The 23,381-nt window shown below is 49.3% G+C and carries 20 protein-coding genes; 9 read left to right on the forward strand and 11 right to left on the reverse strand.

The annotated features are described in order from the left end of the window. Positions 1-149: 149 nt before the first annotated feature. The 3 genes from CUJ83_RS04985 (at position 150) to CUJ83_RS04995 (ending at position 4,025) form a co-directional block, all read left to right on the forward strand. Positions 150-2,066, forward strand: a complete 1,917-nt coding sequence (locus CUJ83_RS04985; RefSeq protein WP_230741181.1) for a threonine--tRNA ligase — start codon at positions 150-152, stop codon at positions 2,064-2,066. 722 nt (positions 2,067-2,788) lie between these two features. After that, positions 2,789-3,304, forward strand: coding sequence for a flavodoxin family protein (locus CUJ83_RS04990; RefSeq protein WP_230741182.1), 516 nt, complete (start codon positions 2,789-2,791; stop codon positions 3,302-3,304). Positions 3,305-3,356: 52 nt separating this feature from the next. Then, on the forward strand, positions 3,357-4,025 hold the full coding sequence (locus CUJ83_RS04995) for a hypothetical protein (RefSeq protein ID WP_230741183.1): 669 nt from the start codon (positions 3,357-3,359) through the stop codon (positions 4,023-4,025). 29 nt (positions 4,026-4,054) lie between these two features. Here the strand turns inward: CUJ83_RS04995 and CUJ83_RS05000 are convergent, their stop codons facing one another. Both CUJ83_RS05000 and CUJ83_RS05005 read right to left on the reverse strand, forming a co-directional pair. Beyond that, positions 4,055-4,294, reverse strand: coding sequence for a hypothetical protein (locus CUJ83_RS05000; RefSeq protein ID WP_230741184.1), 240 nt, complete (start codon positions 4,292-4,294; stop codon positions 4,055-4,057). Positions 4,295-4,411: 117 nt separating this feature from the next. Continuing rightward, complete coding sequence (locus CUJ83_RS05005; RefSeq protein ID WP_230741185.1) at positions 4,412-4,915, reverse strand: DUF488 domain-containing protein; 504 nt, start codon at positions 4,913-4,915, stop codon at positions 4,412-4,414. A 147-nt stretch (positions 4,916-5,062) separates the two neighbouring features. Between CUJ83_RS05005 and CUJ83_RS05010 the strand changes: the two genes are divergently transcribed. The 5 genes from CUJ83_RS05010 to CUJ83_RS05030 all read left to right on the forward strand — a co-directional run bounded on the left by CUJ83_RS05010 (position 5,063) and on the right by CUJ83_RS05030 (position 10,347). Continuing rightward, a complete protein-coding gene (locus CUJ83_RS05010) occupies positions 5,063-5,536 on the forward strand; it encodes a flavodoxin family protein (protein ID WP_230741186.1) in 474 nt (157 codons plus the stop codon). 203 nt (positions 5,537-5,739) lie between these two features. Beyond that, positions 5,740-6,657 carry a glutamine-hydrolyzing GMP synthase gene (gene guaA / locus CUJ83_RS05015; protein ID WP_230741187.1) on the forward strand — a complete coding sequence of 306 codons (918 nt, stop codon included), beginning with the start codon at positions 5,740-5,742 and terminating at the stop codon, positions 6,655-6,657. Between the two features lie 84 nt (positions 6,658-6,741). Next, positions 6,742-7,932 (forward strand): acetylornithine transaminase, encoded by a 1,191-nt coding sequence (locus CUJ83_RS05020; protein ID WP_230741188.1) that lies wholly within the window; start codon positions 6,742-6,744, stop codon positions 7,930-7,932. Positions 7,933-8,392: 460 nt separating this feature from the next. Next, positions 8,393-9,145, forward strand: a complete 753-nt coding sequence (locus tag CUJ83_RS05025) for an ABC transporter ATP-binding protein (RefSeq protein WP_230741189.1) — start codon at positions 8,393-8,395, stop codon at positions 9,143-9,145. Beyond that, positions 9,130-10,347: a SufB/SufD family protein gene (locus CUJ83_RS05030; RefSeq protein WP_230741190.1), complete on the forward strand. Its 1,218-nt coding sequence runs from the start codon at positions 9,130-9,132 to the stop codon at positions 10,345-10,347. Before CUJ83_RS05025 ends, CUJ83_RS05030 begins: the two co-directional genes overlap by 16 nt. A 372-nt stretch (positions 10,348-10,719) precedes the next feature. Here the strand turns inward: CUJ83_RS05030 and hpt are convergent, their stop codons facing one another. The 5 genes from hpt to CUJ83_RS05055 form a co-directional block, all read right to left on the reverse strand. Next, on the reverse strand, positions 10,720-11,292 hold the full coding sequence (hpt, locus tag CUJ83_RS05035) for a hypoxanthine/guanine phosphoribosyltransferase (protein WP_230741191.1): 573 nt from the start codon (positions 11,290-11,292) through the stop codon (positions 10,720-10,722). Between the two features lie 16 nt (positions 11,293-11,308). Beyond that, complete coding sequence (gene mfnA, locus CUJ83_RS05040) at positions 11,309-12,454, reverse strand: tyrosine decarboxylase MfnA (protein WP_439651959.1); 1,146 nt, start codon at positions 12,452-12,454, stop codon at positions 11,309-11,311. 11 nt (positions 12,455-12,465) lie between these two features. After that, entirely contained in the window at positions 12,466-14,742 is a 2,277-nt protein-coding gene (gene ppsA, locus CUJ83_RS05045) for a phosphoenolpyruvate synthase (protein WP_230741193.1), read from the reverse strand. Between the two features lie 2 nt (positions 14,743-14,744). Beyond that, on the reverse strand, positions 14,745-15,149 hold the full coding sequence (locus CUJ83_RS05050; protein ID WP_230741194.1) for a helix-turn-helix transcriptional regulator: 405 nt from the start codon (positions 15,147-15,149) through the stop codon (positions 14,745-14,747). 202 nt (positions 15,150-15,351) lie between these two features. Then, a complete protein-coding gene (locus CUJ83_RS05055; protein ID WP_230741195.1) occupies positions 15,352-15,708 on the reverse strand; it encodes a hypothetical protein in 357 nt (118 codons plus the stop codon). Between the two features lie 130 nt (positions 15,709-15,838). Here CUJ83_RS05055 and serA point away from each other — a divergent pair, with 130 nt between their 5' ends. Then, positions 15,839-17,419, forward strand: coding sequence for a phosphoglycerate dehydrogenase (gene serA / locus CUJ83_RS05060; RefSeq protein ID WP_230741196.1), 1,581 nt, complete (start codon positions 15,839-15,841; stop codon positions 17,417-17,419). Positions 17,420-17,533: 114 nt separating this feature from the next. On the opposite strand, the gene CUJ83_RS05065 is transcribed toward serA, so the two are convergent. The 4 genes from CUJ83_RS05065 to CUJ83_RS05080 all read right to left on the reverse strand — a co-directional run bounded on the left by CUJ83_RS05065 (position 17,534) and on the right by CUJ83_RS05080 (position 23,301). Then, positions 17,534-19,957, reverse strand: a complete 2,424-nt coding sequence (locus CUJ83_RS05065; protein WP_230741197.1) for a plasma-membrane proton-efflux P-type ATPase — start codon at positions 19,955-19,957, stop codon at positions 17,534-17,536. Positions 19,958-20,229: 272 nt separating this feature from the next. Further along, positions 20,230-21,288: a type II glyceraldehyde-3-phosphate dehydrogenase gene (locus CUJ83_RS05070; RefSeq protein ID WP_230741198.1), complete on the reverse strand. Its 1,059-nt coding sequence runs from the start codon at positions 21,286-21,288 to the stop codon at positions 20,230-20,232. A 209-nt stretch (positions 21,289-21,497) separates the two neighbouring features. Then, positions 21,498-22,748: a phosphopyruvate hydratase gene (eno, locus tag CUJ83_RS05075; RefSeq protein ID WP_369423883.1), complete on the reverse strand. Its 1,251-nt coding sequence runs from the start codon at positions 22,746-22,748 to the stop codon at positions 21,498-21,500. Positions 22,749-23,133: 385 nt separating this feature from the next. Then, positions 23,134-23,301: a hypothetical protein gene (locus CUJ83_RS05080; protein WP_230741200.1), complete on the reverse strand. Its 168-nt coding sequence runs from the start codon at positions 23,299-23,301 to the stop codon at positions 23,134-23,136. Positions 23,302-23,381: the final 80 nt, after the last annotated feature.

A 23,381-nucleotide genomic window follows, 5' to 3' on the forward strand; every position in this document is an offset into this window, starting at 1 on the left:
AGACGATAGGATCGTACCTTATATGCCTCAAGGGGCACAAATTCTTCTTGATCATACGTATAGTTCCTATTTTACTCCGTCCTGAACTCCCCAAACCCCAAATTATATAACTTTAAATGTTCCTTATGTTTCACCATTAGGGTGGAATAATGCAATTACTACTCATCCATTCGGATTTCATCGAATATGAAGTTAAGAAGAGCACTCCCGTCGCCGAGAAGATAGGGGAGGACGTAATGTCCGGCAGGATGGAGGAGGCGCTCACCGCTTTTATAGCTGTCGAAAAACCCGACGAGTCCAGCGTGTCCTACGTGATCGGCAAGGGCGTGGAAGAGATCGAAAAGGTCGCTTCGCAGGTAAAAACCAACCGGATAATGTTATACCCTTACGCTCATTTAAGCTCAAACCTATCCTCGCCGAAAACGGCCGTAGATGTCTTAAGGGCGCTCGAAGCAGCACTGGCCGGAAAGAACTACGAGGTCAAGAGGGCTCCGTTCGGCTGGTATAAGGCGTTCTCTATCAAGTGCAAAGGCCATCCGCTGTCAGAACTGTCAAGGTCCATAAAACCGGAAGGCGTAGAGACCGTTACCGTAAGCGCCCCGGCGGAGAAGGCAGAGGTTGTTTCAGAGGCCGTTAAGGCAGAGGAAAAGCTCAAGAGCTATTTCTATATACTCGATTCTGACGGCACTCTTAAAGATCCTAAATCTTATGACTATTCCGGTAAGGATAAGCTCAGGGCATTCGTCGACTACGAGATGGCCAAAAAGAGGGCCGTCGACCGCGTGCCGCCTCACGTGGAACTAATGAAGCGCCTGGAGCTCGCGGACTACGAGCCCGGAAGCGATCCCGGCAACATGAGGTTTTATCCCAAGGGCAGGATGATGAAGAGCCTGCTCGAGAATTTCGTCCTTAACGAGGCTTACAAGAAGGGCGCGATGGAAGTAGAGACGCCCATCATGTATGACATGGAGCATCCGACGCTCAAAAAATACCTTGACAGGTTCCCTGCAAGGCAATACACTGTCATAGCCGACAAAAAGAACCTGTTCTTAAGGTTTGCGGCATGTTTCGGCCAGTTCCTGATGAGCCACGACATGACCATATCCTATAAGAACCTCCCGATGAAGATGATCGAGCTTACTCGCTACTCGTTCAGAAAGGAGCAGCGCGGCGAGCTTGTGGGGCTCAGAAGGCTTAGGGCCTTCACGATGCCGGATATGCACACTCTCTGTACGGATATGGACGGCGCCATCAACGAGTTCAAGGACCAGTACAACATGTGCATAGAGACCCTGGAAACGGTCGGTATCGACCTGAATGACTATGAGATAGCGATAAGGTTCACCAAAGATTTCTATGTACAGAACAAGGCGTTCATAGAAAGCCTGGTGGCAAGGGCTGGCAAGCCTGTCGTCATCGAGATGTGGGAGGAGAGATTCTTCTACTTCGTGCTCAAGTTCGAGTTTAACTTCATAGACTCTCTGGAAAAGGCCAGCGCACTTTCCACTGTCCAGATAGACGTGGAGAACGCGGAGCGCTACGACATCACCTACGTGGACGCTAACGGCTCGAAGCAGAGGCCGATAGTCCTCCACTGTTCGCCGTCCGGTGCCATTGAGAGGTGTATTTACGGCCTTCTCGAGAAAGAGTTCATGGAAAGCGAAAAGGGCAAGGTCCCGATGCTTCCAGTATGGCTTTCGCCGACCCAGGTCAGGGTGATCACCCTCTCGGATAAGCACGTTCCCTATGCCGAGGCCATTGCCGCAAAGTTGAACGGCATACGTGTCGACATAGACGACCGGGACGAGACCGTCGGCAAGAAGGTCAGGGACGCCGGTAAGGAGTGGATCCCGTACGTGGTCACTATCGGAGACGCGGAAATGGGCGGCGAGACTCTGCCCGTAGTCGTCAGGTCGGAATCCGAGCAGAAGAAACCTGCGAAGATAGACATGACCGTCGAAGAGCTTGCGTCGCGCATAAAGGCCGAGACTGAAGAGCTGCCGACAAGGCCGCTGCCAGTGGCGGATCACCTTTCAAAGCGCCCCAAGTTCGTCGGAAGCATATGAACTGATATTGTCAGGTTTGGCTAACCCCAAACTTGATAAACCATTTTTTATTATTAATTCGGGATTAAGCCATTATCATAAGAGTTATGGTATATTTACCATTTATTATTGTTACATTTTACTTTTTATGCCGCTAACAGTCTATTCATGCGATTTTGCTTAAAATTCTTAATAATCTAAGCTAATAGTTATTTTATTTGGTAATATTTATAAATTTAAGAGTTTAATCTACTTTTATGACCTCATATGATGCGAGTGGTTTATGCTCAGTATCATGGATACGAAAAATGGCCACTGACTCTAAGAGGCATATGCTATTTAATGCTCCCTATTATCCAAATATAAATTAAAACCTGTGTAGCAGACGAAATGTGTGGGTTTGAGGAAGGATGGAATAGCACTGGGGCCGGTTAGCGATACTGTGCCGCTTCCGGCCCGGAAGTGCATTACGATAACGGAACAAGTAAAAGGTGAAGAGAACGATCATCCATGGTGTTCTCTGAGCTTCTCCCAAACGCAAGCCGTGAATTCAGGTGCCGGACATGTCTGCCGGCCTTAAGCGGGGCGTCTTTGATCCCGGATCATTGAAAGCTTAAGGCAGCGGAGGCATGTCCGGCATACACCAGAACATTCGTACTATTTGGCGCTTCGTTATCAGTAAGCTGTTTTGTGATGGGGTAAAGTTATCAGTAAGAGAATATTATAATTATTTAGTGATAATTATGCCCGAAAAACCCTATGTACTGATCATATACACTTCATACTCAGGTAACACGGAAGAGCTTGCGAGGGCCATATCGGAGGGGGTTAAAAGCTCCGGGAATCTCAATGTCGTCATGAAGAGGGCCAGCGAAGTGAACTTACCGGATATAGGAAATAGCTGTGCCATAGCCTTCGGGTCACCGACATATTATAGCTACATGAGCGGCGATCTTAAATCACTGTTCGACAGGTCACTTCCTTTCAAGCAATTTTTCGAGGATAAGCCCGTGATGGCATTTGCGACCGGTGAAGGGGGTCAGCTGACCTGTATCGAAAGCATAGAAAAGCTTCTGGATTTCTTCAATGTAAGATTCGTCCAGCGATCCGACATAAAATCGGCAGGGCTTGCGGTACAGGGCAAGCCTGATAGCGCAGCAAGAAAGGCCGCTATCGAAGCCGGAAAGAAACTTGGCGAAGCCGGACTTGAGTTCGCATGCGCTAAGGCCATGAGAGAGTCCGGGATCAAGGCAAAATAGGCAGCTACCTATTGAAAAGATTTATCTATCTCCAGGGCTCCAGAGTATACGAATGAAGATCAGGCAGCGCAGCTTTTGGCTTAATCTTTTTCTGGGCGTGGGTACCGCATTACTGGCACTGATGCTTTTACTCGACGGCATAACGTCTTTCATGTATCTCGTACTTCTACCTGCCATTATCGGCTCTTACGCACTGGCCATGCTTATCATGATCTTCTATCGGCCCGGTGATGGAAATGAAATACAGGATGTATCCTTCATCACCAGGCTCAGGGTACGGCTATCTCCCGTACTGGCATTTGTAAGGACCGGGTGGCTTCTTCTGATGATGCTCGGCCTGAACGCGATCTGGGCCGGCGTGATCGTTTTTTACACCGCTAGCGGCTATCCTGATAAAGTAGATGTTTTTACGGATAAGTTCAGCCTGCTTGTGGGGGCCATAGATCTCATCATTGTCCTGAGAATATGCGTTAACCTGCTTTACGCGAATCGCTTTAACTGGGCCGTCATGGTGATCGACGGGCTATTATCTCTGATCATGGCCTGTGCTCTGGCGGCTATACTTCTGATATCTCCTTTCGACGGTATGCTGCCGTCCTACATCGTGATACTGTTAAAGATGATAGTATCCGTACTGTTCTTCATACAGCTGATGGGAGGGATATCACGCCTTTGCGGAACCTTTGAGTTCAGGCAGATGGAAGACGCCGATATCCTATAGGTGGGAAAATTAAAAAAAGAGCTTCCTGATCATTTATTCTTCTGCTTGCGCCTTCCCTTGGTATTGGGATTATAAGTGGTCCTGGGCTTTAAAAGGATACCCGATTTTACCAGGATATAGGTATAGATGGCAAAGAGTATTATCTCTAAGCCGGTAAGGTATAGCCCGAATCTCTCCACCAGCCCTAAGAATGGCTCCGAGATCATTAACGCTATGATCAATAGCGGCAGCCACAGTATCTTGACGTACTTGATTGTTTTTTCATCCATAATAACACGATACCACTAAAATGACTACCGATGAAGAGATATGAACTGGTATAAAAATTTATCCTTGATGCAACTCCACCTGCCAGCGACCAGACCGAAAAAGCATAAACGGCAAGACTAGTGAACGCATCCGCTAATGTCGATGTGAGTCAACCCATACTTTTCTTCCATGATCCTTGCAAGTATCGACCTGTGGCATTTCTGCGGATCTTTCTCGTAGCACATAAGCGCAGTACGCGAAGTCTTTATCAGCTGCCGGAGACGCTCCAGCTCTAAGGTCTTGCCGAGCGCGTATCTCCTGTAATGATCGGCGTGCTCTTCTTCTTTCTTGTCCGACTTTCGATTTTCCTCGGGATTACCAAGCCCGGGCATCGAAACATATCTTATCCGGTGTCCGTATTTCTCTCCGTATTCTTCGAGCCTTCTCTCAAGAGCGCTCTTTCTATAGTCCGGCACCCGCGACCACGGGACCTCCCTTACGTCGACCAGGCAATTTACCCCAAAGCTTTTTAGCAATAGATAAAGGTCTTCAGATCCCGTACGCTCATACCCTACGGTGAAAAATTCCTCGTCCTCAGTACCGTATCCGGAGAGCATTGATTGTGCCGGGCCATTTCTCATGACATCTATGACCTGCTGTTAAAACTAAAATACATGGTCGCTGCTCACTATAAAAAATTTCCATAGTTTTATTTAATATGGACATTATTATATTCATAAACAATATATGCTTGTATAGTAATCTATTATTATGATCGGGGTTGTATAATGAAGACGCTCATAGCATATTATTCAAACACCGGCAACACCATGAAAGTGGCCAATGACATAAGGTCAAAGATAAAGGCGGATATCACCCGGATAGAAGCCGAAAAAGAGAGCTCGTACCTGTTTAAGTGTATCAACGCTTTATTAAAAAAGAAAACACCCATAAAACAATGTACTACCAACCTTAACAACTATGACAATATCATCATCTGCTCTCCAGTATGGGCAGCAAGCGCGCCCCCTGCAGTGAACCAGTATCTTAATGAATTACAGAACACTCTCGGCAAAAAATACTCTGTTGTAGTGACGGCCAAAAGTAGCGGGATGGCAAACGTGCTGTCGCAGATATGCAAGGAATGCGACAATAAACAGATGGTATTCATTAACTCGTTAGTTGTCCTTCAAAAGGAAATTGACTCGGGCACGCATATGGCGAAGATCGACGAGTTCGTCATAGGGTTGACAAGGGCCTAAGCACCGGATATCGCGGTGTAAGCGAATAGGTGTCCCTGTCAGAAAGTTTTTATCATTCTATTTTTATCAATAATCGTCCTGTCACCGTCATTAAAAAAAGCCGGAAGCCGGGTATAGCGGCTCGCTATCTAATGTCTCACTCGTTATGCAGATAATTTTAAATAGTGAACGCCCTTATTTCAAAAAACAAACGGAGTAATATCATGGTAGATGTCAACGCATTTATAGACGAGGCCGTTAACCGTATCAGAGAACAGGTTAAGGACGGTAAGGCTTTGATAGCTTTGTCCGGCGGCGTCGACAGCTCTGTATGCGCGATACTTGCGCACAGGGCGATAGGTGATAAATTAGTCCCGGTCTACGTTGACACGGGGCTCATGAGGAAAGGGGAGACAGACAGGATAAGAGAGCTATTCAGCTTTATGAACCCGAGGATAGTGGATGCGAGCGATCAGTTCTTCGGGGCATTAAAAGGAGTGACCGACCCTGAGATGAAGCGTAAAGTGGTCGGAGAGAATTTCATCAGGGTATTCGAGGTCGTCGCAAAAAGCCTGGACGTCGATTATCTTATACAGGGCACGATCTACCCGGACAGGATAGAGTCCGAGGGAGGCATCAAGTCCCACCACAACGTCGGAGGTTTACCGTCCGTCATTGACTTTAAAGGCATCATAGAGCCTATCGAGGACCTTTACAAGGATGAGGTAAGGGAGGTCGCAAGGGCTCTTGAGCTGCCGGAAGAGGTAGCAGAACGCATGCCGTTCCCCGGGCCAGGGCTGTCCGTACGCGTCATAGGCGAGGTCACCAGGGAAAAGGTCGAGGTCATCAGGGAAGCTAACGCCATCGTCGAAGAAGAGATAGTACATAAGTTTAAGCCGTGGCAGTGCCTTGCAGCATTGCTCGAGAAGGGCACAGGCGTCAAGGGCGACAACAGGTGCCACGGATGGATAGTGGCCGTGAGGGCAGTGGAATCCAGAGACGCTATGACCGCGAACCATATGGAACTTCCATGGGAGACGCTGAACAAACTATCGTCCCGTATCACTTCAGAGATACCCTCAGTGGCGAGAGTCGTCTACGATATAACTCCGAAGCCGCCGGCGACCATTGAATTCGAATAACGGCGATCAATATCATCAGTAAAAACGTGCAATTCAGACATCCTCAAAAATGCACAAGGTGAAACATATTTAGAGTGAGAATAAATGGCAAAATGCATATGTCAAGGCAATCTCTCCGAGGAGGAGATAATAGCGAAAGACGCAAAGCACGTCTTTCAGACCTACGGGCGTCAGCCTATCGTTTTAACGAGGGGCAAGGGAGCCCTTGTATGGGATGTGAACGGTAAGGAATACATAGACTGCGTCGCAGGGATCGCGGTCAACAACGTAGGTCATTGCCACCCGAGAGTCGTAGCTGCCATACAGGAGCAGGCAGCGAGACTGATCCATACCTCGAACCTGTATTATACGGACATTCAGCCTCAGCTGGCGGAAAAACTGGCGGAGCTGACGGGCATGGACAGGATCTTCTTCGCTAACTCGGGAACGGAATCTATAGAGGCGGCCCTGAAACTGGCGAGGAAGGCCACGGGCAACAAGGGTTTTATCTCGGCCGAACACTGCTTCCACGGCAGGACAATGGGGGCTTTGAGCATAACCCACAAAGCAAAATACCGGGCGCCGTTCGAACCGCTCATACCGGGAGCGGACTTTGTGCCATATGGCGATGCAGATGCCATTCGTAACGCTCTTGACAGCGATACTGCAGCCGTGATAATCGAGCCCGTACAGGGTGAAGGCGGTGTGATAATCCCGCCCGCAGGATATCTTGAGGAAGTCCGCAAGATATGCGATAAGGCAGGGGTCCTGTTAGTATTCGACGAGGTACAGACTGGCATGGGCCGTACCGGCAAATGGTTCGGAAAGGACCACTCCGGGGTCAGGCCTGACATAATGTGCATCGCAAAAGGCATTGCGGGAGGGTTCCCGATGGGAGTTATGGCCGCGACTGAAGAAGTGGCTAAGAACTTCTCCAAAGGAGACCATGCATCGACGTTCGGAGGCAACCCGCTTGGAGCCGCAGCCGCGCTTGCCACTATCAACGCCATTGAAGAGGAGCGCCTCGTAGAACGTTCCAGGGATATGGGCGCATATATGAGGGACGAGATCAAGAAGCGCTGTAGACAGGATTTCATCGACCACGTCCGCGGCCTGGGCATGATGATCGGCGTCCAGTTGAAGAAGGACGGTACCCCGCTCGTCGATAAGGCGAGGGAGAAGGGAGTCCTGGTCAACTGCACTTCCGAGACTGTCCTGAGGCTTGTGCCGCCGTTCGTCATAACGAAGGGCGAGATAGACAGGTCCGTTGAAGTCATAAGCGAGCTTGAATTGTAAAACTGATCGGCTGGTATTTTTTGGACCAGCCTTCTAATATCTTTTTTAGTGTGTAATGTACCTCGTTTCTTAAATTCGTTGTTCCTGCTGTGCCTGGATGTGATACACTTTCTTTTCAAAGGCTCAACGTTCCTTTATATGGATCTTTGAGATCTATGATATATCTTTGAGATGAAAATGCATTGACCAATTCACTGCCACAGTATCATCATAAACACTGTTCGGAAATGAACGTTAAAACCATTGAATTTACGGGTGCCTTTCTGATCAGTGATAAAAACTTTCGATCAATAACAAAATACCCTTAAAACCTTTCTGACTTAACCTATTATTCGCCATGCATTTGGCTTATCTGTGGTCTATCCGGTATATACCGAACATAAACATTTTAAGGTATTGGCGTATATTGAATTTAATCAAAAAATGATGAATATCATTCTTTTTAGGACGTGAAAGGTTCATGCTTAGCATCGAGGATTTAACTGTAGAAGTAGATGGAAAACGCATACTTAACGGCGTGAATATGTCTATAGGAGAGGGTGAGACACACGCCCTTTTTGGCCCGAACGGCTCGGGTAAAAGCTCACTGTTATTCACGATCGCCGGCGTACCCAAGTATAAGGTGAAGTCCGGCAGCATCGTTTACAAGAGAAAGGACATCACGGACGCCCCGATGGATGAGAGGGCGAAACTGGGCATCGGGATACTTTTCCAGCATCCGCCCGTGCTTCGCGGTGTCAAGCTTTTGGATATGGTCAGGATCAGCCTCGAACAGAGGAACGGCGGAGTCAAGGTCAAGGACCAGGAGATCATCGAGCTGTCGAAAAAGCTCAACCTTGAAAACTTCCTGAGCAGGGACGTCAACCTCGGCTTCTCCGGAGGAGAGATCAAGCGCTCTGAACTTTTACAACTGCTTGCACAGGCCCCGGACTTCGTGATGCTGGACGAGCCTGACAGCGGCGTAGACCTTGTCAACATCGGGCTGGTAGGCAACACTATCAACGAGCTGCTCGAAAAGGATAAAAAGACCATGCACCGGTCAAAATCCGGGCTTATTATCACTCACTTCGGCAATATCCTTGACTACGTTAAGGCTGACAAGGCATATGTCATGATGAAGGGACGCGTGTTCTGCCAGGGCAATCCGGTAGAGCTGCTGGACGATATCAGGCACAACGGGTATGGGGAGTGTATGACATGTATGAAGAGATAATCAAAAGGGCCGAGGCTGCCAGAGACAAGAAAGCGGCATATGGCAATGACATTGACCTGGACTCTTTCCAGAAAGAGGTACCGCCGCGGGAAATGATCACCAGCCTCTCAGAACTTTCAGAGGGAATACAGCAGAGGGCTCTTAATACGGGCGTCGACGCTACGATGAAGGAACGCTCCGCATCTTTCTTCCAGATGGACCAGAGCGTCATACACACTATGACCATGAGCGAGGGCGTCGAGGTCATGGATATTAACGCCGCGATGAAAAAATATGACTGGCTCAAGGATTATTTCTTCAAGCTCGTGCAGCCTGACCAGGATAAATACACGGCATATAACGCCACCCATCCGTTCAACGGCTACTTCATAAGGACGCTGCCGGGCGCAAAGGTCACGTTCCCGCTGCAGGCGTGTATGTACATAGGCAAAGAGGGCATGATCCAGAACGTCCACAACATTCTCATAGCAGAAGAAGGCAGCGAGTTACACGTCATAACGGGATGTACGACCGATACGCACGTAATGAGAGGCCTGCACATCGGTGTCACCGAGTTCTTCGTTAAGGATAATGCAAAGCTCACGTACACGATGGTCCACAACTGGGGAGAAAGCGTGGCGGTCAGGCCAAGGTCAGCGACCAGCCTCGGCAAGAACGCCGTGTTCATGAGCAACTATGTTTCCATGACGCCCGTTCAGGACGTCCAGATGTACCCGAGCTGCTACATGGAGGGCGAGAATGGTATCGCCAGATTTAACACCGTAGTATATGCTCCTCCCGGCTCGCATCTCGACCTCGGCTCTAAGGCATTGTTAAAGGCTAAGGGCTGTAAGGCAGAGCTCATAGCCAGGACCATCACCAAGGGCGGCTACATAGCGTCGCGCGGTATAATCCAGGGTGATGCGCCAGGCATTAAAGCCCACCTTGAATGCAGGGGCTTATTGTTGTCTGAGGGCGGCGTCATCTACGCAGTGCCCGAACTTCTCGGAAGCATACCCGGAGTGGACTTGAGCCACGAAGCGGCTGTCGGAAAGATCGCCGAAGAAGAGATCAACTATCTCATGGCAAGGGGAGTGGACGCGGATACGGCCACTGCTCTCATCGTAAGAGGGTTCCTCGACGTGGATATTACCGGGTTGCCAGCGCAGCTTCATGAGCAGATAAAGAAAGCCATAGAGCTTGGCGAAAAATCAATGATGTAAGTGGGTTTTTAATCCACTTCTATAATTTTTTATATTATAAATGGGCTTTCTATTCGTTAATCAATATTTTCTATATATCCGTCATTCCAAAAATTAAGATGCGATAATCCTTTCACCACTAAGCGCACGAAGGCGAATAGTGTACACAAAGGACTTTTTTAGAAAGTTTGCGATACTTAAAGTTTTTTTATGTTCCTTTATCGCCTTTGTGCGCTTTGTGATTAAAAAAAGTATTACTTAGCTGCTCTTGTCTATATGTTCCCCGGAACTCACATATAAATTACAGTACTCATGTATCCATAAAACTGTGAATTAATAGATAACACAATAAAAAATGGTCATCGAGAGCCTAAAAAGAAAATAATATCTTATTTAGCACTCGCCGTCTATGCATTCGAGCACTTTTACGCCATTCTCGTCCACATCGATCTTAATTAACGTCTTTATGTCATAGCCCATATCGATTATTTCCTTTTTCCCGTCGCCTCTCTCGATAACGACGATGATATCCTTAACCGTGGCGCCTGCCATTTCCAGCGCTTTCAGCGTGGCAAGCATCGTGCCTCCGGTGCTGATGACGTCATCAACTATCAGGACGCGGTCGCCTTTATCGATGCCGTTTAGATAAAGCTCGCCTTTGGAGTACCCGGTAGCCTGATGAACTGCTATTTCGCCGGGAAGCTCATATTTTCTTTTTCTGATTATGATAAAAGGTATGTCAGTGATCTGGGATAATGCCGAGCCGAGCGGGAGGCCCATGGCCTCTATTGTCACTATCTTATCGACATCGACGTTGGCGTTTTTAACGATGCAGGCGATAACTTCCCTTAAAAGTTCGGGACGGACTACAGGGACGCCATCCGATATCGGGTGAATGAAATAATTGTAGCTTCCTCTCTTTATTATCGGCGCGTTCCTTAAGCTCTCTCTAAGGTTTTTTAACACTCTCTCACATCCATGGTCATAATACATCTTTGAGGTCGCTGACGAACGACCTGATGACTTCCTCCGTCACATGCGGCATAACTACCATCCTCAATGCCGACGGCCTTGTAGTGGTCGAAACATACCAGTTCCTGTCACAGAGGCGCCTGCGCACCGATTGAGCATCAGGCATGATAAATGTGACGATATTCAACACGGGATCCATCGCCGGCTCCAGGCCCAGCGACGTAAGGCTATCATAGAGAAGCCATGTGTTTTTCATGCATCCTGAGACTATCTCCCTGTAGCCTTCTCTGCCGAGATGCCTCATGACCGCGTATGTCCCGGCAGCTGACGCCCCGCTCCTGGTGCCCGCAAGCGATGACTGGACCTGCGAGGTCAGGTACTGCGCGTTTATCTCGAGCACTTTCAAGTAGTAGTCGCTTCTATAGAGCAGGCTTCCAGATGGTATCGTGCTTAAGCCCATCTTATGGGGGTCTATGGTAATAGACATTACTCCGGGCACTTCAAAGTCGAACTTATATCTGGACGGATCATCAAGGAAAGGTATGACGAACCCGCCGAAAGCGGCGTCGACGTGTAAGTAGATACCCAGGTCCAGTGCCAGTTTTCCTATCTCGGGTATCGGGTCAACCTGTCCGAACTCAGTAGTACCCGCTACAGCTACCATGGCCACAGTGTTATCATCCACCAGCTTTGCCATGCTGTCGGGGTCCGCCCTCATGCTGCTGTCGGTGGCCGCTTTGCGAAGCTCCAATCCCAGCAGCTGTGCAGCCTTATCAAAAGAATAATGCGCGGACTCAGGAATGATGATGTTAGCTTTGCTCCTGTCAAAGCCGCCTTTCTTGATCTTGATCTGTATGGCCGTCCGCATGGCCTGAATGTTACTTTCGGTGCCGCCGGTCGTGATGTATCCTACGGCGGAAGGTAAATGTAAAAGGCTGCCGAGCATCTCTATGCATTTATGCTCGATGTCGGCAGTCCCCGGAAAAAGCTTCGGGTCTCCGAGATTAGAAACAATGAACTCTTTTTGGACCTTGACCGCTATGGGGTGAGGGGTCGTGCACATAGAGCTTAATACTCGCTCATACGGCACGTTCTTTTTAGCATATTCTCTTAGCTCTTCGAATATACTGTTCTCGTCAACCCCTCTGTATTCCACCATAGATCACTTCACTTTTTTCTGGCTGCTTCAAGTATTAAAGTATGCTCGGTCCTCGCGACCATTTCCCTGACGGACTCTACTGCATCGATGTTAGCTGATATGCTGGTGATGCCCATCGCGACGAGCCTCCTGGCGACGTCCGGCCTGCTTCCTGCCTGTCCGCATATGGACGTCTTTACGCCCGCCTTGTTGCATTCGCCTATGACGTACTCTATCAGCTTCAGGACGGCGGGGTGCAGCTCATTGTAAAGGTCCGCTACCAGCTCGTTGTTCCTGTCCACTGCTAGAGTATACTGTGTCAGGTCGTTCGTTCCGAACGATACAAAGTCTATGCCTTCCTTTATAAACTCGTCGATTATGAGCGCTGATGCCGGTATCTCGACCATGATGCCCACGTCGACATTTTCTATGTCTATTCCGCACTCGACCATAAGCTCCTTGGCACGCCTGAGCTCCACCGGGTGCTGCACAAGGGGCAGCATTATGCCGATATTGTCATAGCCCATCTCATAGAGCTTCCTGAACGCCGCCATCTCCAGCTTAAAGTGGTCGATGTCCCTGAGGTCGCGGCGGATGCCTCTCATGCCGAGCATCGGGTTATGCTCGTACGGCTCGCTTTCTCCGCCCTTCATGGCCCTGAACTCGTCCGTCGGCGCGTCAAGCGTCCTGACCCACACAGGCTTCGGGTAGAATGCATCTGCGACCGTGCGAATACCCGTCACCAGCTCGTTGATGTATTCATCCGAACGCCCGCTTTTAATGTATACTTGCGGGTGGGTGTTCAGGCCCAGTATCATGTGCTCTATCCTTAACAGGCCTACTCCGTCAGCCATCGTCTGCTTTGCTCTCTCTGCAGCTTCAGGGATGGATACGTTGACCTTGACCTCTGTGGCAGTGATCGGCTTGGACAGGGCCATCGGCCTGACAGCAGCCTCTTCTGCCGGGGCTTTCGCTTCGGCTTTCTTTATGGCTCCCTCATAGACGTTACCCATTTCCCCGTCCACGGTTATGACCATGCCGTCCTTTAAAACTTTAGTGGCTTCTTTTGTGCCTACGATAGCCGGCGTTCCCAGCTCACGGGACACGATCGCCGCGTGGCAGGTGAGGCCTCCCTCGTCGGTCACGATGGCGATGGATCTCTTCATGGCAGGCACCATGTCCGGGGTGGTCATCTTTGTGACCAGGATGTCGCCTTCAAGCACTTTGTCCAGCTCTGACATCGAGGTGACGATCTTGACTTTGCCGCTGGCGATACCCGGTGATGCACCAAGGCCTTCCAGGATTATATCGCCGGATGTTTTTTCGCCCTTTGCCTCGCGTTTCTGGATGGTCGTTATGGGCCTGGACTGTAATAGGTATATCTCTCCGCCTTTAATGGCCCATTCTATGTCCTGGGGCTTACCATAGTGTTCCTCGACCAGCCTGCCCAGCTTCGAAAGCCTCACTATCTCATCATCGGTCAGCACCTGGGCGTTCTTTTTGTCCTCGGGAACATCAATCTGCTTGGTCTTACGTGTCTTCTTGTCCCTGATGATCATTATCTGCTTGGTCGCTATTTTCTTCTTGACCTTGTCAGTGTTGCTGACTATGTAATTATCGGGGGATACCGCGCCGGATACGACAGCCTCGCCAAGGCCCCACGCGGCCTCGATGATCTCCAGTTTTTCACCGGTCGTCGGGTGGGATGTGAACATGACCCCTGCCGTGTCGGCATCGACCATCTTCTGGACTACGACGGCGATGTTGACATGCTCGTGCGGGAAATTTTGCTTTACCCTGTAATATATGGCGCGGGCGCCGTACAGGGAGGCCCAGCAATTCTGAACGGCCTTTACCAGGTCTTCCTCGCCCCTGACATTAAGGTATGTTTCCTGCTGTCCTGCGAAACTGGCATCGGGAAGGTCTTCCGCGGTTGCGCTGGATCTCGCGGCGACATATATCTCTTCGCCTTCCCGCTTACAAAGAGTCTTATAATAGTCCCTTATAGCGCTCTCGATCTCCTTTGGCATTTTGTTCTCTTTGACAAGCTTCTTAGAGGACTCTTCCGCTTTTTTCAGGGATTTCTGGTCATCGACATCCACTTCAAGCCCCTTGAATAGCTTTTCCGTTATGCCGGTGTCATCCAGGAATTTTCTGAAAGCCTGCGCGGTGACGACAAATCCCCGGGGCACCGGGAATTCGGCGTTTATCATCTCGCCAAGGCTTGCGCCCTTGCCTCCGACTATGGGTATATCGCTATTCCTGACCTCTTCGAGCCAGACGACTAACTTCTCTTTTGCTGCCATGTTCATTTCTCCAGAGCCTTTATCGCTTTTTTCCGCTTTTTCTCATAGTTTTGCAGAGTGATATCCACGATCGAAGATATCTTGTCGTGCGGAACCCCTAATTCCATGCCGATACGGTTAAAATAAGGGTACTCCACACTTTTGTTCATGGATCTGTATGACTTTACCGTTTCCGTTAATGCGGCCACACCGGAAAAAACAGTTATGAACTTGAGCGTCGGCGTGACCTTACCATTCTCTATCCTGGATATGGTCTCCCGCCGCAGCTTCATTATGCGGCTGATATCATCCTGCGTCAGGTCCATTTTATTCCTGTATCTTTGAATGGTGATACCCCTGTCGGACGAAGTGACGATGTCACCCGCGATCTTTTTAGAAAGTTCGATTATCCAATCTGGCGCGTACATTAAAGCATCACATGTTACACGTCGTGTAACATATTTGTATTTACAAGTAAGCGCTCTGGCTATATAATGATTATGTGACGTAACATGTAACATTATAAAAAAATATTACTAACAGTAATACAATTAATATATTATAATTACTTATGGTATTAAAATATTAAAAATAATACATTACTTTTATATTTGGGAAATGGCGCGTCCTCTAGTGATTAAACATCCCTGTGAGGTACGGTATCTTTAAATTGAACCTTTTATCAAGCACTGCCAGCGTACACCAGGGTATGATGTCTATGAACGGTATAAGGTCCACTCCAGTCATCGTAAGGGCTTTGGCGACCGGGACATCGAGATGTGTGAGGAACGCGGCCTGGACCACCGATATTCCGCCTTCGAGCGCGATCGGCACAGGGATCAACCCCACTGCGAACAGTAATTCTGACGGGACGGCGTCGGTAAAATCTATTAATAGTGCCAGTCCCAGGGCTGCCATATTCTGAAATGTCGATACATCCGTCCTCTTTTCCGCATAGGTCATATCTATTACCGGGTCAGTATCCATTATTTGCCTCTCGTTTATTTTTTTAGCATTTTCTTGATATATATTTTCTTAGTCTTACTCCAATATTTATCCAAAACCTTAAGAACATGAATATCCATAACTGCTCGCATATATCGCAGGGTGAATCACAATGAAAGTCCTTGTTACAGACCCCATATCGGAAGAAGGCATCAAGATACTTAAAGCGGAACCTGATGTCCAGGTAGATGTAGAGACCAAGCTCACCAAGGAACAGCTCATTGAAAAGATCAAGGATTATGATGCGTTGATCATCAGGAGCGAGACGCAGGTCACTAAAGATGTGATAGAGGCCGGGAAGAACCTTAAGATCATAGGAAGGGCCGGGGTCGGCATAGACAACGTCGACGTCCCTGCAGCAACGGACAAAGGCATTATAGTGGCTAACGCGCCCGAGGGCAACATGATAGCGGCTTGCGAGCACACTATAGCCATGATGTTCTCGATGTCGCGCAACATACCCCAGGCTAACATCTCATTAAAGAGCGGCAAGTGGGAAAGAAGCAAGTTCATGGGCGTGGAAGTTCTCGGCAAGACCCTCGGCGTAGTGGGAATGGGCCGTATCGGCGGAGAGGTCACAAAGCGCGTAAGGGGAATGGGCATGGAAGTACTTGCCTATGACCCGTTCACGACACCCGAGAGGGCCCAGGCGATCGGCGCGAAGCTCACGACACTTGATGAGATATATGAAAAGGCCGATTTCATCACGGTTCACACGCCGCTTATACCGAGCACAAAGCACATGATATCGACGCCGCAGTTCGAGAAGATGAAGGACGGCGTGCGCATAATTAACTGTGCCAGAGGCGGCATCATAGACGAGGCAGCCCTTTTAGAGGCCATCAAGAGCGGAAAAGTGGCAGGCGCAGCACTGGATGTATTTGAAAAGGAGCCCCCTGTAGGCAATCCTCTCCTGGAGCTTAACCAGGTCATAGTCACTCCGCACCTGGGCGCATCGACACAGGAAGCACAGGTCAACGTGGCCATCACGATAGCGGAACAGGTACTGAACGCTTTCAAGGGCCTTCCGGTGACCACGGCGCTCAACATACCGATAATGAAGCCCGAGATGCTGGAAAAGATCAAGCCGTTCCTGCCTCTCGCCGAGGACCTGGGTAAGTTCATAGCCCAGATCACCGACGGCCAGATCAAGGAAATAACGGTCGGATACAGCGGCGAAATAGCGCAGAGGGAAGTATCTCTCATAACCATCGCTGCCCTTAAAGGCCTCCTGGATGTCAAGATGGGAGAGCTTGTAAACTATGTGAACGCCAAGAGCATCTCAAAGGACAGGGGCATCAATGTCGTAGAGTCCAAGTTCGGGGATGTCGGCGACTACACCAACCTCATCACCGTTACAGTCAAGACTGACATGATGGAGCGCAAGGTATCCGGTACCATATTCGGCAACAAGGATGCCAGGATAGTCGAGATCGAAGGCTACCGCATAGATGCTATACCCGAAGGCTACATGATAGTCACCAGGCACAAGGACAGGCCCGGCGTAATCGGGAACGTCGGCACCGTGCTCGGCCAGAACAACATTAACATAGCGGGCATGGTCGTAGGCCGTGAAACAGTGCGCGGCGAAGCCATCATGATACTGAGCGTTGACGATGCGGTACCTCAGAGCGTCCTTAATGAGATGATCGAGAAGGCCGGGCTGTACGACGCAAGGTACGTGTACATATAAACGGGATGAGGTTTCTCATCTCCTTTTTATTTCTAAACTATACCTGTATTTTTATCAAATATTTTAAAAGCGGGACAATATTTTTTCGAGTTATTATCACATTAATGTGTTTTTTTATTTTTCCAGGACCCGGTATATCAATAGCTTCAAAATGTCCGTCATCAGGAACCATATGATCGAATAGCCCCACACGAACAGGGCAAGCTTCCATCCCATCGCAGGTAGCAAAATACCATACACCGTGATGATAGTGGCAATAAGTTGTGTGAGGACGACGGTCAGGAAAAGGATGGGAGAGGGCAATACAGACCAGAAAGGCCCCTTTGTCCGAGCCACGAATAAAAACAGGTGTCCGGCAACTGAGAGCTTTAGATATATAAACGACTGTAATATCTCGTGATCGAGATGGAACATATTGATGCCTATATACAGCAGGCCGAATGAGGCAAATACGCCGAAAAGTCCCAGCGCGGTCGATACTCCCAGTAATGTCCGCATATTCCATCGTTCGGGCTTGCTCGAGTATAACACGTTGTCATAGGAGATCGTCATGATCGGAAAGTCGTTCAGCAGTGCGAGAAGCACCACCATCAGCGCCGAGATAGGATAAAAGTTAAAGAAGATGATAGAAACCGTGATGAAAAATACAAGGCGAATAGTCTCTCCCATGCGATATATGGAGTAGTTGGTCATCCGTCTGAATATCTTACGGCTTTCCTTGATCGAGTCGATAATGACAGATATGCCGGGGAGAGTAAGAACAATGTCAGCCGCAGATTTTGCCGCATCGGTCGCCCCGGCCACCGCGATACCGGCATCTGCTATCTGCAGGGCGGGCACGTCGTTCACGCCGTCACCGGTCATGCCCACTATATGCCCCTTTTTCTGCAAAAGTTCCACTATCCTGTATTTGTGCTCGGGGAACACCTGTGCGAAGCCGTCTGCGCGCTCCACTATCTCAGCCGCTTTCTCGTCAGGAACGTCGATGATCGCCGTCTGAGGCTGTATATCGATCCCCAGGCCGACTTTTTTAGCGATATTTTTTGCTATTGCGACGTGGTCGCCAGTGATCATTTTCACGTCCAGGCCCATTGACTGTGCAGTCTTTATGGTATCCAGAGAATCGTCCCGGGGAGGATCGTGAAGGGCGATAACGCCCACGAACTCCCATATGTCATCGCCTACGGTCCGTGCGACGCCAAGCGTACGATAACCGTCGCTCGCGAAACGCTCTACGTGCTCGTTCACATCTTTTTCAAAATTACTGTCCCCCTTGCACAGGGCGACGATCATCTGCGGCGCTCCTTTGGTCACTTTGAACTTGCTGTCATCTTTTTTTACCAGGGCTTCGGTCCGTTTCCAGACCGGGTCGAACGGCTTGAAGCTCAACACTTTATATTGCGAGACAGCGGTCGCCAGTTCTTTATTTTCTTTCACATTTTCTATGATAGCCATATCTATCTGGTCTTTGTCCTCCTCCCTTGAAGCCAGGTCCGCGTAAAGAAGCACGTCCTCTTCTTTATACGTGCCATATGGGGCAGTACTGGCCACGCAGATCGCGTTCTGGGTGATTGTGCCTGTCTTATCGGCGCACAGGATATCCATGCCGGCCATTTCTTCGATAGCTACCAGTTTGCTGACAATGGCCTCTTTTTTGGTAAGGGCGATCGCCCCTACTGCCATCGTGACCGACAACACCGCCGGAAGCGCGACCGGCACGCCTGCGATTGTCAGCACCAGCGCGAACTGAAGGATGTAGAAGATGTTATGTCCTCGCAATATTTCGATGATACAGATCAGTAAAACGAGCAACAGCGTGACTATGATAAGATAGTTCCCGATCTTGACGATAGCTCTCTGGAAGTGGCTTGGCCTGTCGATCTTTTCAGCAAGCTTCGCAGTCCTGCCAAAGTATGTACTCATCCCTGTGAGTATCACGAGCGCATCCATTTCCCCTTTCCTGACGATCGCCCCGGAATATCCTATGTCGTTGATCTTCTTTTCCACAGGCAGCGATTCGCCGGTCAGGGCCGATTCATCGACGTCCAGGTACCCCTCGCTGATGAGCTTGACATCCGCAGGGATGATGTCGCCGAGCCTCACCCGGATTACATCACCGGGGACGAGCTCGCGGGCATTGGTCACTATCCATTGCCCCCCGCGTCTCACCCTGGCGGAGGGCGAGAGCTTTTTCTTCAGCAACTCGATCGCGTTGCTCGCCTTGCTTTCCTGGATATATTTCACGAGGACGTTTATGAAAAGAAGTATGACGATGATGATGAAATCTTCCAGCTGCCCTATAATAAGGGAAATCAAGGCCGCTGCCTCTATCATCCACTGGATCGGCCCCCAGAAGTTGGATAGGAACTTGATAAAAGGATTTACCTTTTTTTCAGTGATCTCGTTGGGTCCATAGGCCTGGAGGCGCTTCTCCGCTTCGGAGGCGGCCAGACCATCCTCGGTAACAGAAAACAATTGCATAAGGTCGGCTATGGATCGTTTTTTCGCTTCCTGCAGGTCTATTGACGGTTTATTCAAAGGAGAACCCTCTTTTGATCATGAATGGGGAAAACCGGGTAGCACACAATTAAATTTTTTATTTGCGATAAAATATATTTGTACATTATATCTTGGACTGCCGTTACATAAGTATATAAAAAAGGCAATGTATTACCTGGAGTTCCTGCGTGAAGGCGTTGCCGGACTATCCTGTCGGTGTCGATGTATCACGGCCGGTCCGGCCCCGAATGTCAACTATCAGTGATTACTGCTAAAAGATGGTCGTTCCCGGGCCATGTATTGTCGGCCGCTCACGGCGGCGCGAGTTTCCATGGCTTAAACTTCCCGATGCCCAGCGCCTTATCTGTCTTTTCCATCGACTTCATCTTATCTTTCTCCATCCCCGTTATTGCCCGTATGCAGTCGATGTTCTCCGGGATGGCGTCAGATTCCTGGTTCACTGCCTGGAACAGGTTGATGTCGCCGTCTTCATCCACTGTGACCGATTCTTCCCAGATGCAGTTTTCCATCATATCGCTCTTCGGCCTCCCGAGTACCCTGCCGAGCTCCATAATGTCTCCGGTAGATTTAATATTATACCATCCCGGGATGAGCCACAGCCTTCGCCATTTCTTTATGGCATCGATAACGTCCTTCCGCGACGGCGTGCCTTTCAGGGCTATGTTCACGAAGTGCATATGCATGAGCGTGGTCGGTACTTTCATTGCTGCCGTAGTGATCTTGATGTGCGGCATCACAGTCTGAACGTCCGGGCCGTGGTGAGACGGAAGCTCGATCGGGTCCGGCACTATCGCATTGATGGGGCCACGCTTGATGTCATCCGGGTCTCCACCGCGGCGAACCAGCACGACCTGTGCCTTCTTAATGCCAAAAGCAGTGTCTAATGCATAGATGAGCCGGCAAAGCGCGGAGGTATTACACGATACTACCCGGGCGAACTGCTTGCCGATGGCCTGGTCATAGTCAGCTGCTGCGTTAAAGGAGATCCCTGCTAACTCATGCTTTTCACCGCCCTGGAAAATGGCCTTTTTGCCCAGCTTTTCGTATAATGCCTTATTCTCTTTTCCGATCCCGCTTGGTGTAGCGTCTACCACGACGTCGGCTTTCTTTACCATCTCCTCGCTGGAGCCTGCCAGAGATAGCCCGGCTTCTTTAAAGCTCGGTCCTGCTTTTACCGGATCGACCGCGTATATGGCATACCCTTTCTGTGCCGCAGTGTATGCCTCGTAATCCGGTTTTGTCTTAGAGACCCCGACGAGTTCCATGTCGCCCTGCAATGTGACAGCGTCCGCGACACGCTTGCCGATAGTCCCATAACCATTGACTGCAACTTTTATCTTATCTGTCATTAACATCCCCCACTAACATATAAAATAATATAATTATAATATTTTGGGAATTATATCTCTGATGATGTCAGCCGGCACATGCTGGATGACCCTTTATGCTACATTTCCTTTTCTTTTTTGACAGCTTCATCCGGCCAATAATTGCAGATGGGAGGGGGCACTGGATACGAGCTACAATAACCCCGTCATTTCAAACCGGGCTTAAATGATCATAGCCGGGTGTATTCTGCCGTATTTCCAAGCGTCTCTTCAATTTTTAGTAAACGGTTATACTTGGACGTCCGTTCGCTTCTCGCCGGCGCTCCTGTCTTTATAAGCTGAGCCCCCAGCGCTACTGCGACATCTGCGATAATGGGATCACATGTCTCGCCCGAACGATGGCTTACGGCGACCTTATACTTATTTCTGAATGCGAGGGTGGCGGCGTCAAAAGCCTCGGATATTGTGCCTATCTGGTTAAGTTTTAACAGAAGGGCGTTTGCAGCTCCCGTATCGATGCCCCTTTGAAGCCGTTTTACGTTCGTAACGAACAGATCGTCGCCGATGATGGTGACTCCCTTCGCTTTGTTCGTTAAGCCGGTAAAACCGTCCCAGTCATCTTCGGCAAACGGGTCTTCAAGCGCGATAAGGGGGTAGTCCTTGATAAGGTCCAGGTAATAGGAAACAAGGTCATTACGGGTAAGGTCTTTTTCGTCGATTTGGTACTTACCGTCCTTATAAAATTCTGACGCGGCCGCATCCAGGCCCATTTTCACTTTACCCTTATATCCTGCCCTGTCAATAGCTGCCAGGATCGCATCGAGGGCTTCTCTGGTCTTATTGATGCCCGGGGCATATCCGCCCTCATCACCCACGTTAGTCGATGATCTGCCGTACTCATCTTTCAATATATGTCCAAGAGCATGGTATGTTTCGACACCCATCATCAGCGCTTCATGGAAGCTATCGGCGCCGACAGGCAGGATCCAAAACTCCTGTATTGCCAGGCCGTTCCCGGCATGCTTGCCTCCATTGATGATGTTCATCATTGGTACAGGGAGCCGGAATGAGTTGACCCCGCCGAAATATTGGTATAGGGGTAATCCAACCGATCCCGCTGCAGCGCGGGCAACGGCCATGGATACGCCCAGGATCGCGTTTGCGCCCAGCTTCGACTTATTCTCGGTCCCATCCATACCGATCATCAGCTCGTCGATCTCCCTTTGCCCGGTCACTTCCATTCCGATGAGCTTCCGGCTAATGATCTCTTTTATATTATTAACTGCTTTTCGAACACCCTTACCACCGTATCGTCGATCGTTATCCCTGAGCTCCAGCGCTTCATGGGTGCCGGTCGAAGCCCCGGAAGGCACACAAGCCTGGCCCATACATACAGGCGTATAAACCTCCACCTCTATCGTCGGGTTTCCGCGCGAGTCCAGGATCTCCCTGGCATGTATCTTTTCTATCGGAACTGGCAATACGAACACATCCCTGAAACAAATGTTGAATAATGTCAATATTCCCGGCATCAACAGCGATACTTTCATGGCTCAAGAGCCAGGCCTGCGAGCCAGGCATGCTTCTATCTGCTATCATACACATGTCATAACGCGGCTGGTTAAAACGTTACCATTACAAAATCCACATCATTGATACATGCAGGTTGAAATGAGCGAATTATTCCCATTTGGCCGGATATGATAAGAATTAAGCCCCGAATTTTTCAGTCTTAATGGATGGTCAGGGATATGGGCACGATATCAATGATACCGATCCTGTTGAGTCACACCATATATACAATTAGTTCTTCGTAACGCTCTACATCATTGATCTTTACGCCCGGCCAATGCATCAATACTGGTATCATATCGGCCGAATTGCTCCTGAGCCGTTCTCCCGGTGCTTAAATACCGGGGCGATAGCAAAATACCAAAAAGCCGGCATGAAAGCCATGTTATTTGTGATGATGTACGATGCCAGGGATAAAATGCGTACCTTACTATTTTCAGCCTGTTCGATTATTGTCTTCATATAGATATCCTATCCGGAATATCGGCCGGCTGAAGTAAGTCTGCACGACTATGGCAGAGTTGCTAAAAGCGGCGAAATTA

The sequence above is a fragment of the Methanooceanicella nereidis genome (assembly GCF_021023085.1).
Lineage (GTDB): Archaea > Halobacteriota > Methanocellia > Methanocellales > Methanocellaceae > Methanooceanicella > Methanooceanicella nereidis.

Excerpts from the sequence above, each read along its gene's own strand:
- CUJ83_RS04985 (WP_230741181.1), top strand. The coding sequence starts at position 150 with ATGCAATTACTACTCATCCATTCGGATTTCATCGAATATGAAGTTAAG.
- CUJ83_RS04990 (WP_230741182.1), top strand. The coding sequence starts at position 2,789 with ATGCCCGAAAAACCCTATGTACTGATCATATACACTTCATACTCAGGT.
- CUJ83_RS04995 (WP_230741183.1), top strand. The coding sequence starts at position 3,357 with ATGAAGATCAGGCAGCGCAGCTTTTGGCTTAATCTTTTTCTGGGCGTG.
- CUJ83_RS05000 (WP_230741184.1), bottom strand. The coding sequence starts at position 4,294 with ATGGATGAAAAAACAATCAAGTACGTCAAGATACTGTGGCTGCCGCTA.
- CUJ83_RS05005 (WP_230741185.1), bottom strand. The coding sequence starts at position 4,915 with ATGAGAAATGGCCCGGCACAATCAATGCTCTCCGGATACGGTACTGAG.
- CUJ83_RS05010 (WP_230741186.1), top strand. The coding sequence starts at position 5,063 with ATGAAGACGCTCATAGCATATTATTCAAACACCGGCAACACCATGAAA.
- guaA (WP_230741187.1), top strand. The coding sequence starts at position 5,740 with ATGGTAGATGTCAACGCATTTATAGACGAGGCCGTTAACCGTATCAGA.
- CUJ83_RS05020 (WP_230741188.1), top strand. The coding sequence starts at position 6,742 with ATGGCAAAATGCATATGTCAAGGCAATCTCTCCGAGGAGGAGATAATA.
- CUJ83_RS05025 (WP_230741189.1), top strand. The coding sequence starts at position 8,393 with ATGCTTAGCATCGAGGATTTAACTGTAGAAGTAGATGGAAAACGCATA.
- CUJ83_RS05030 (WP_230741190.1), top strand. The coding sequence starts at position 9,130 with ATGTATGAAGAGATAATCAAAAGGGCCGAGGCTGCCAGAGACAAGAAA.
- ppsA (WP_230741193.1), bottom strand. The coding sequence starts at position 14,742 with ATGGCAGCAAAAGAGAAGTTAGTCGTCTGGCTCGAAGAGGTCAGGAAT.
- CUJ83_RS05050 (WP_230741194.1), bottom strand. The coding sequence starts at position 15,149 with ATGTACGCGCCAGATTGGATAATCGAACTTTCTAAAAAGATCGCGGGT.
- CUJ83_RS05055 (WP_230741195.1), bottom strand. The coding sequence starts at position 15,708 with ATGGATACTGACCCGGTAATAGATATGACCTATGCGGAAAAGAGGACG.
- serA (WP_230741196.1), top strand. The coding sequence starts at position 15,839 with ATGAAAGTCCTTGTTACAGACCCCATATCGGAAGAAGGCATCAAGATA.
- CUJ83_RS05070 (WP_230741198.1), bottom strand. The coding sequence starts at position 21,288 with ATGACAGATAAGATAAAAGTTGCAGTCAATGGTTATGGGACTATCGGC.
- CUJ83_RS05080 (WP_230741200.1), bottom strand. The coding sequence starts at position 23,301 with ATGAAGACAATAATCGAACAGGCTGAAAATAGTAAGGTACGCATTTTA.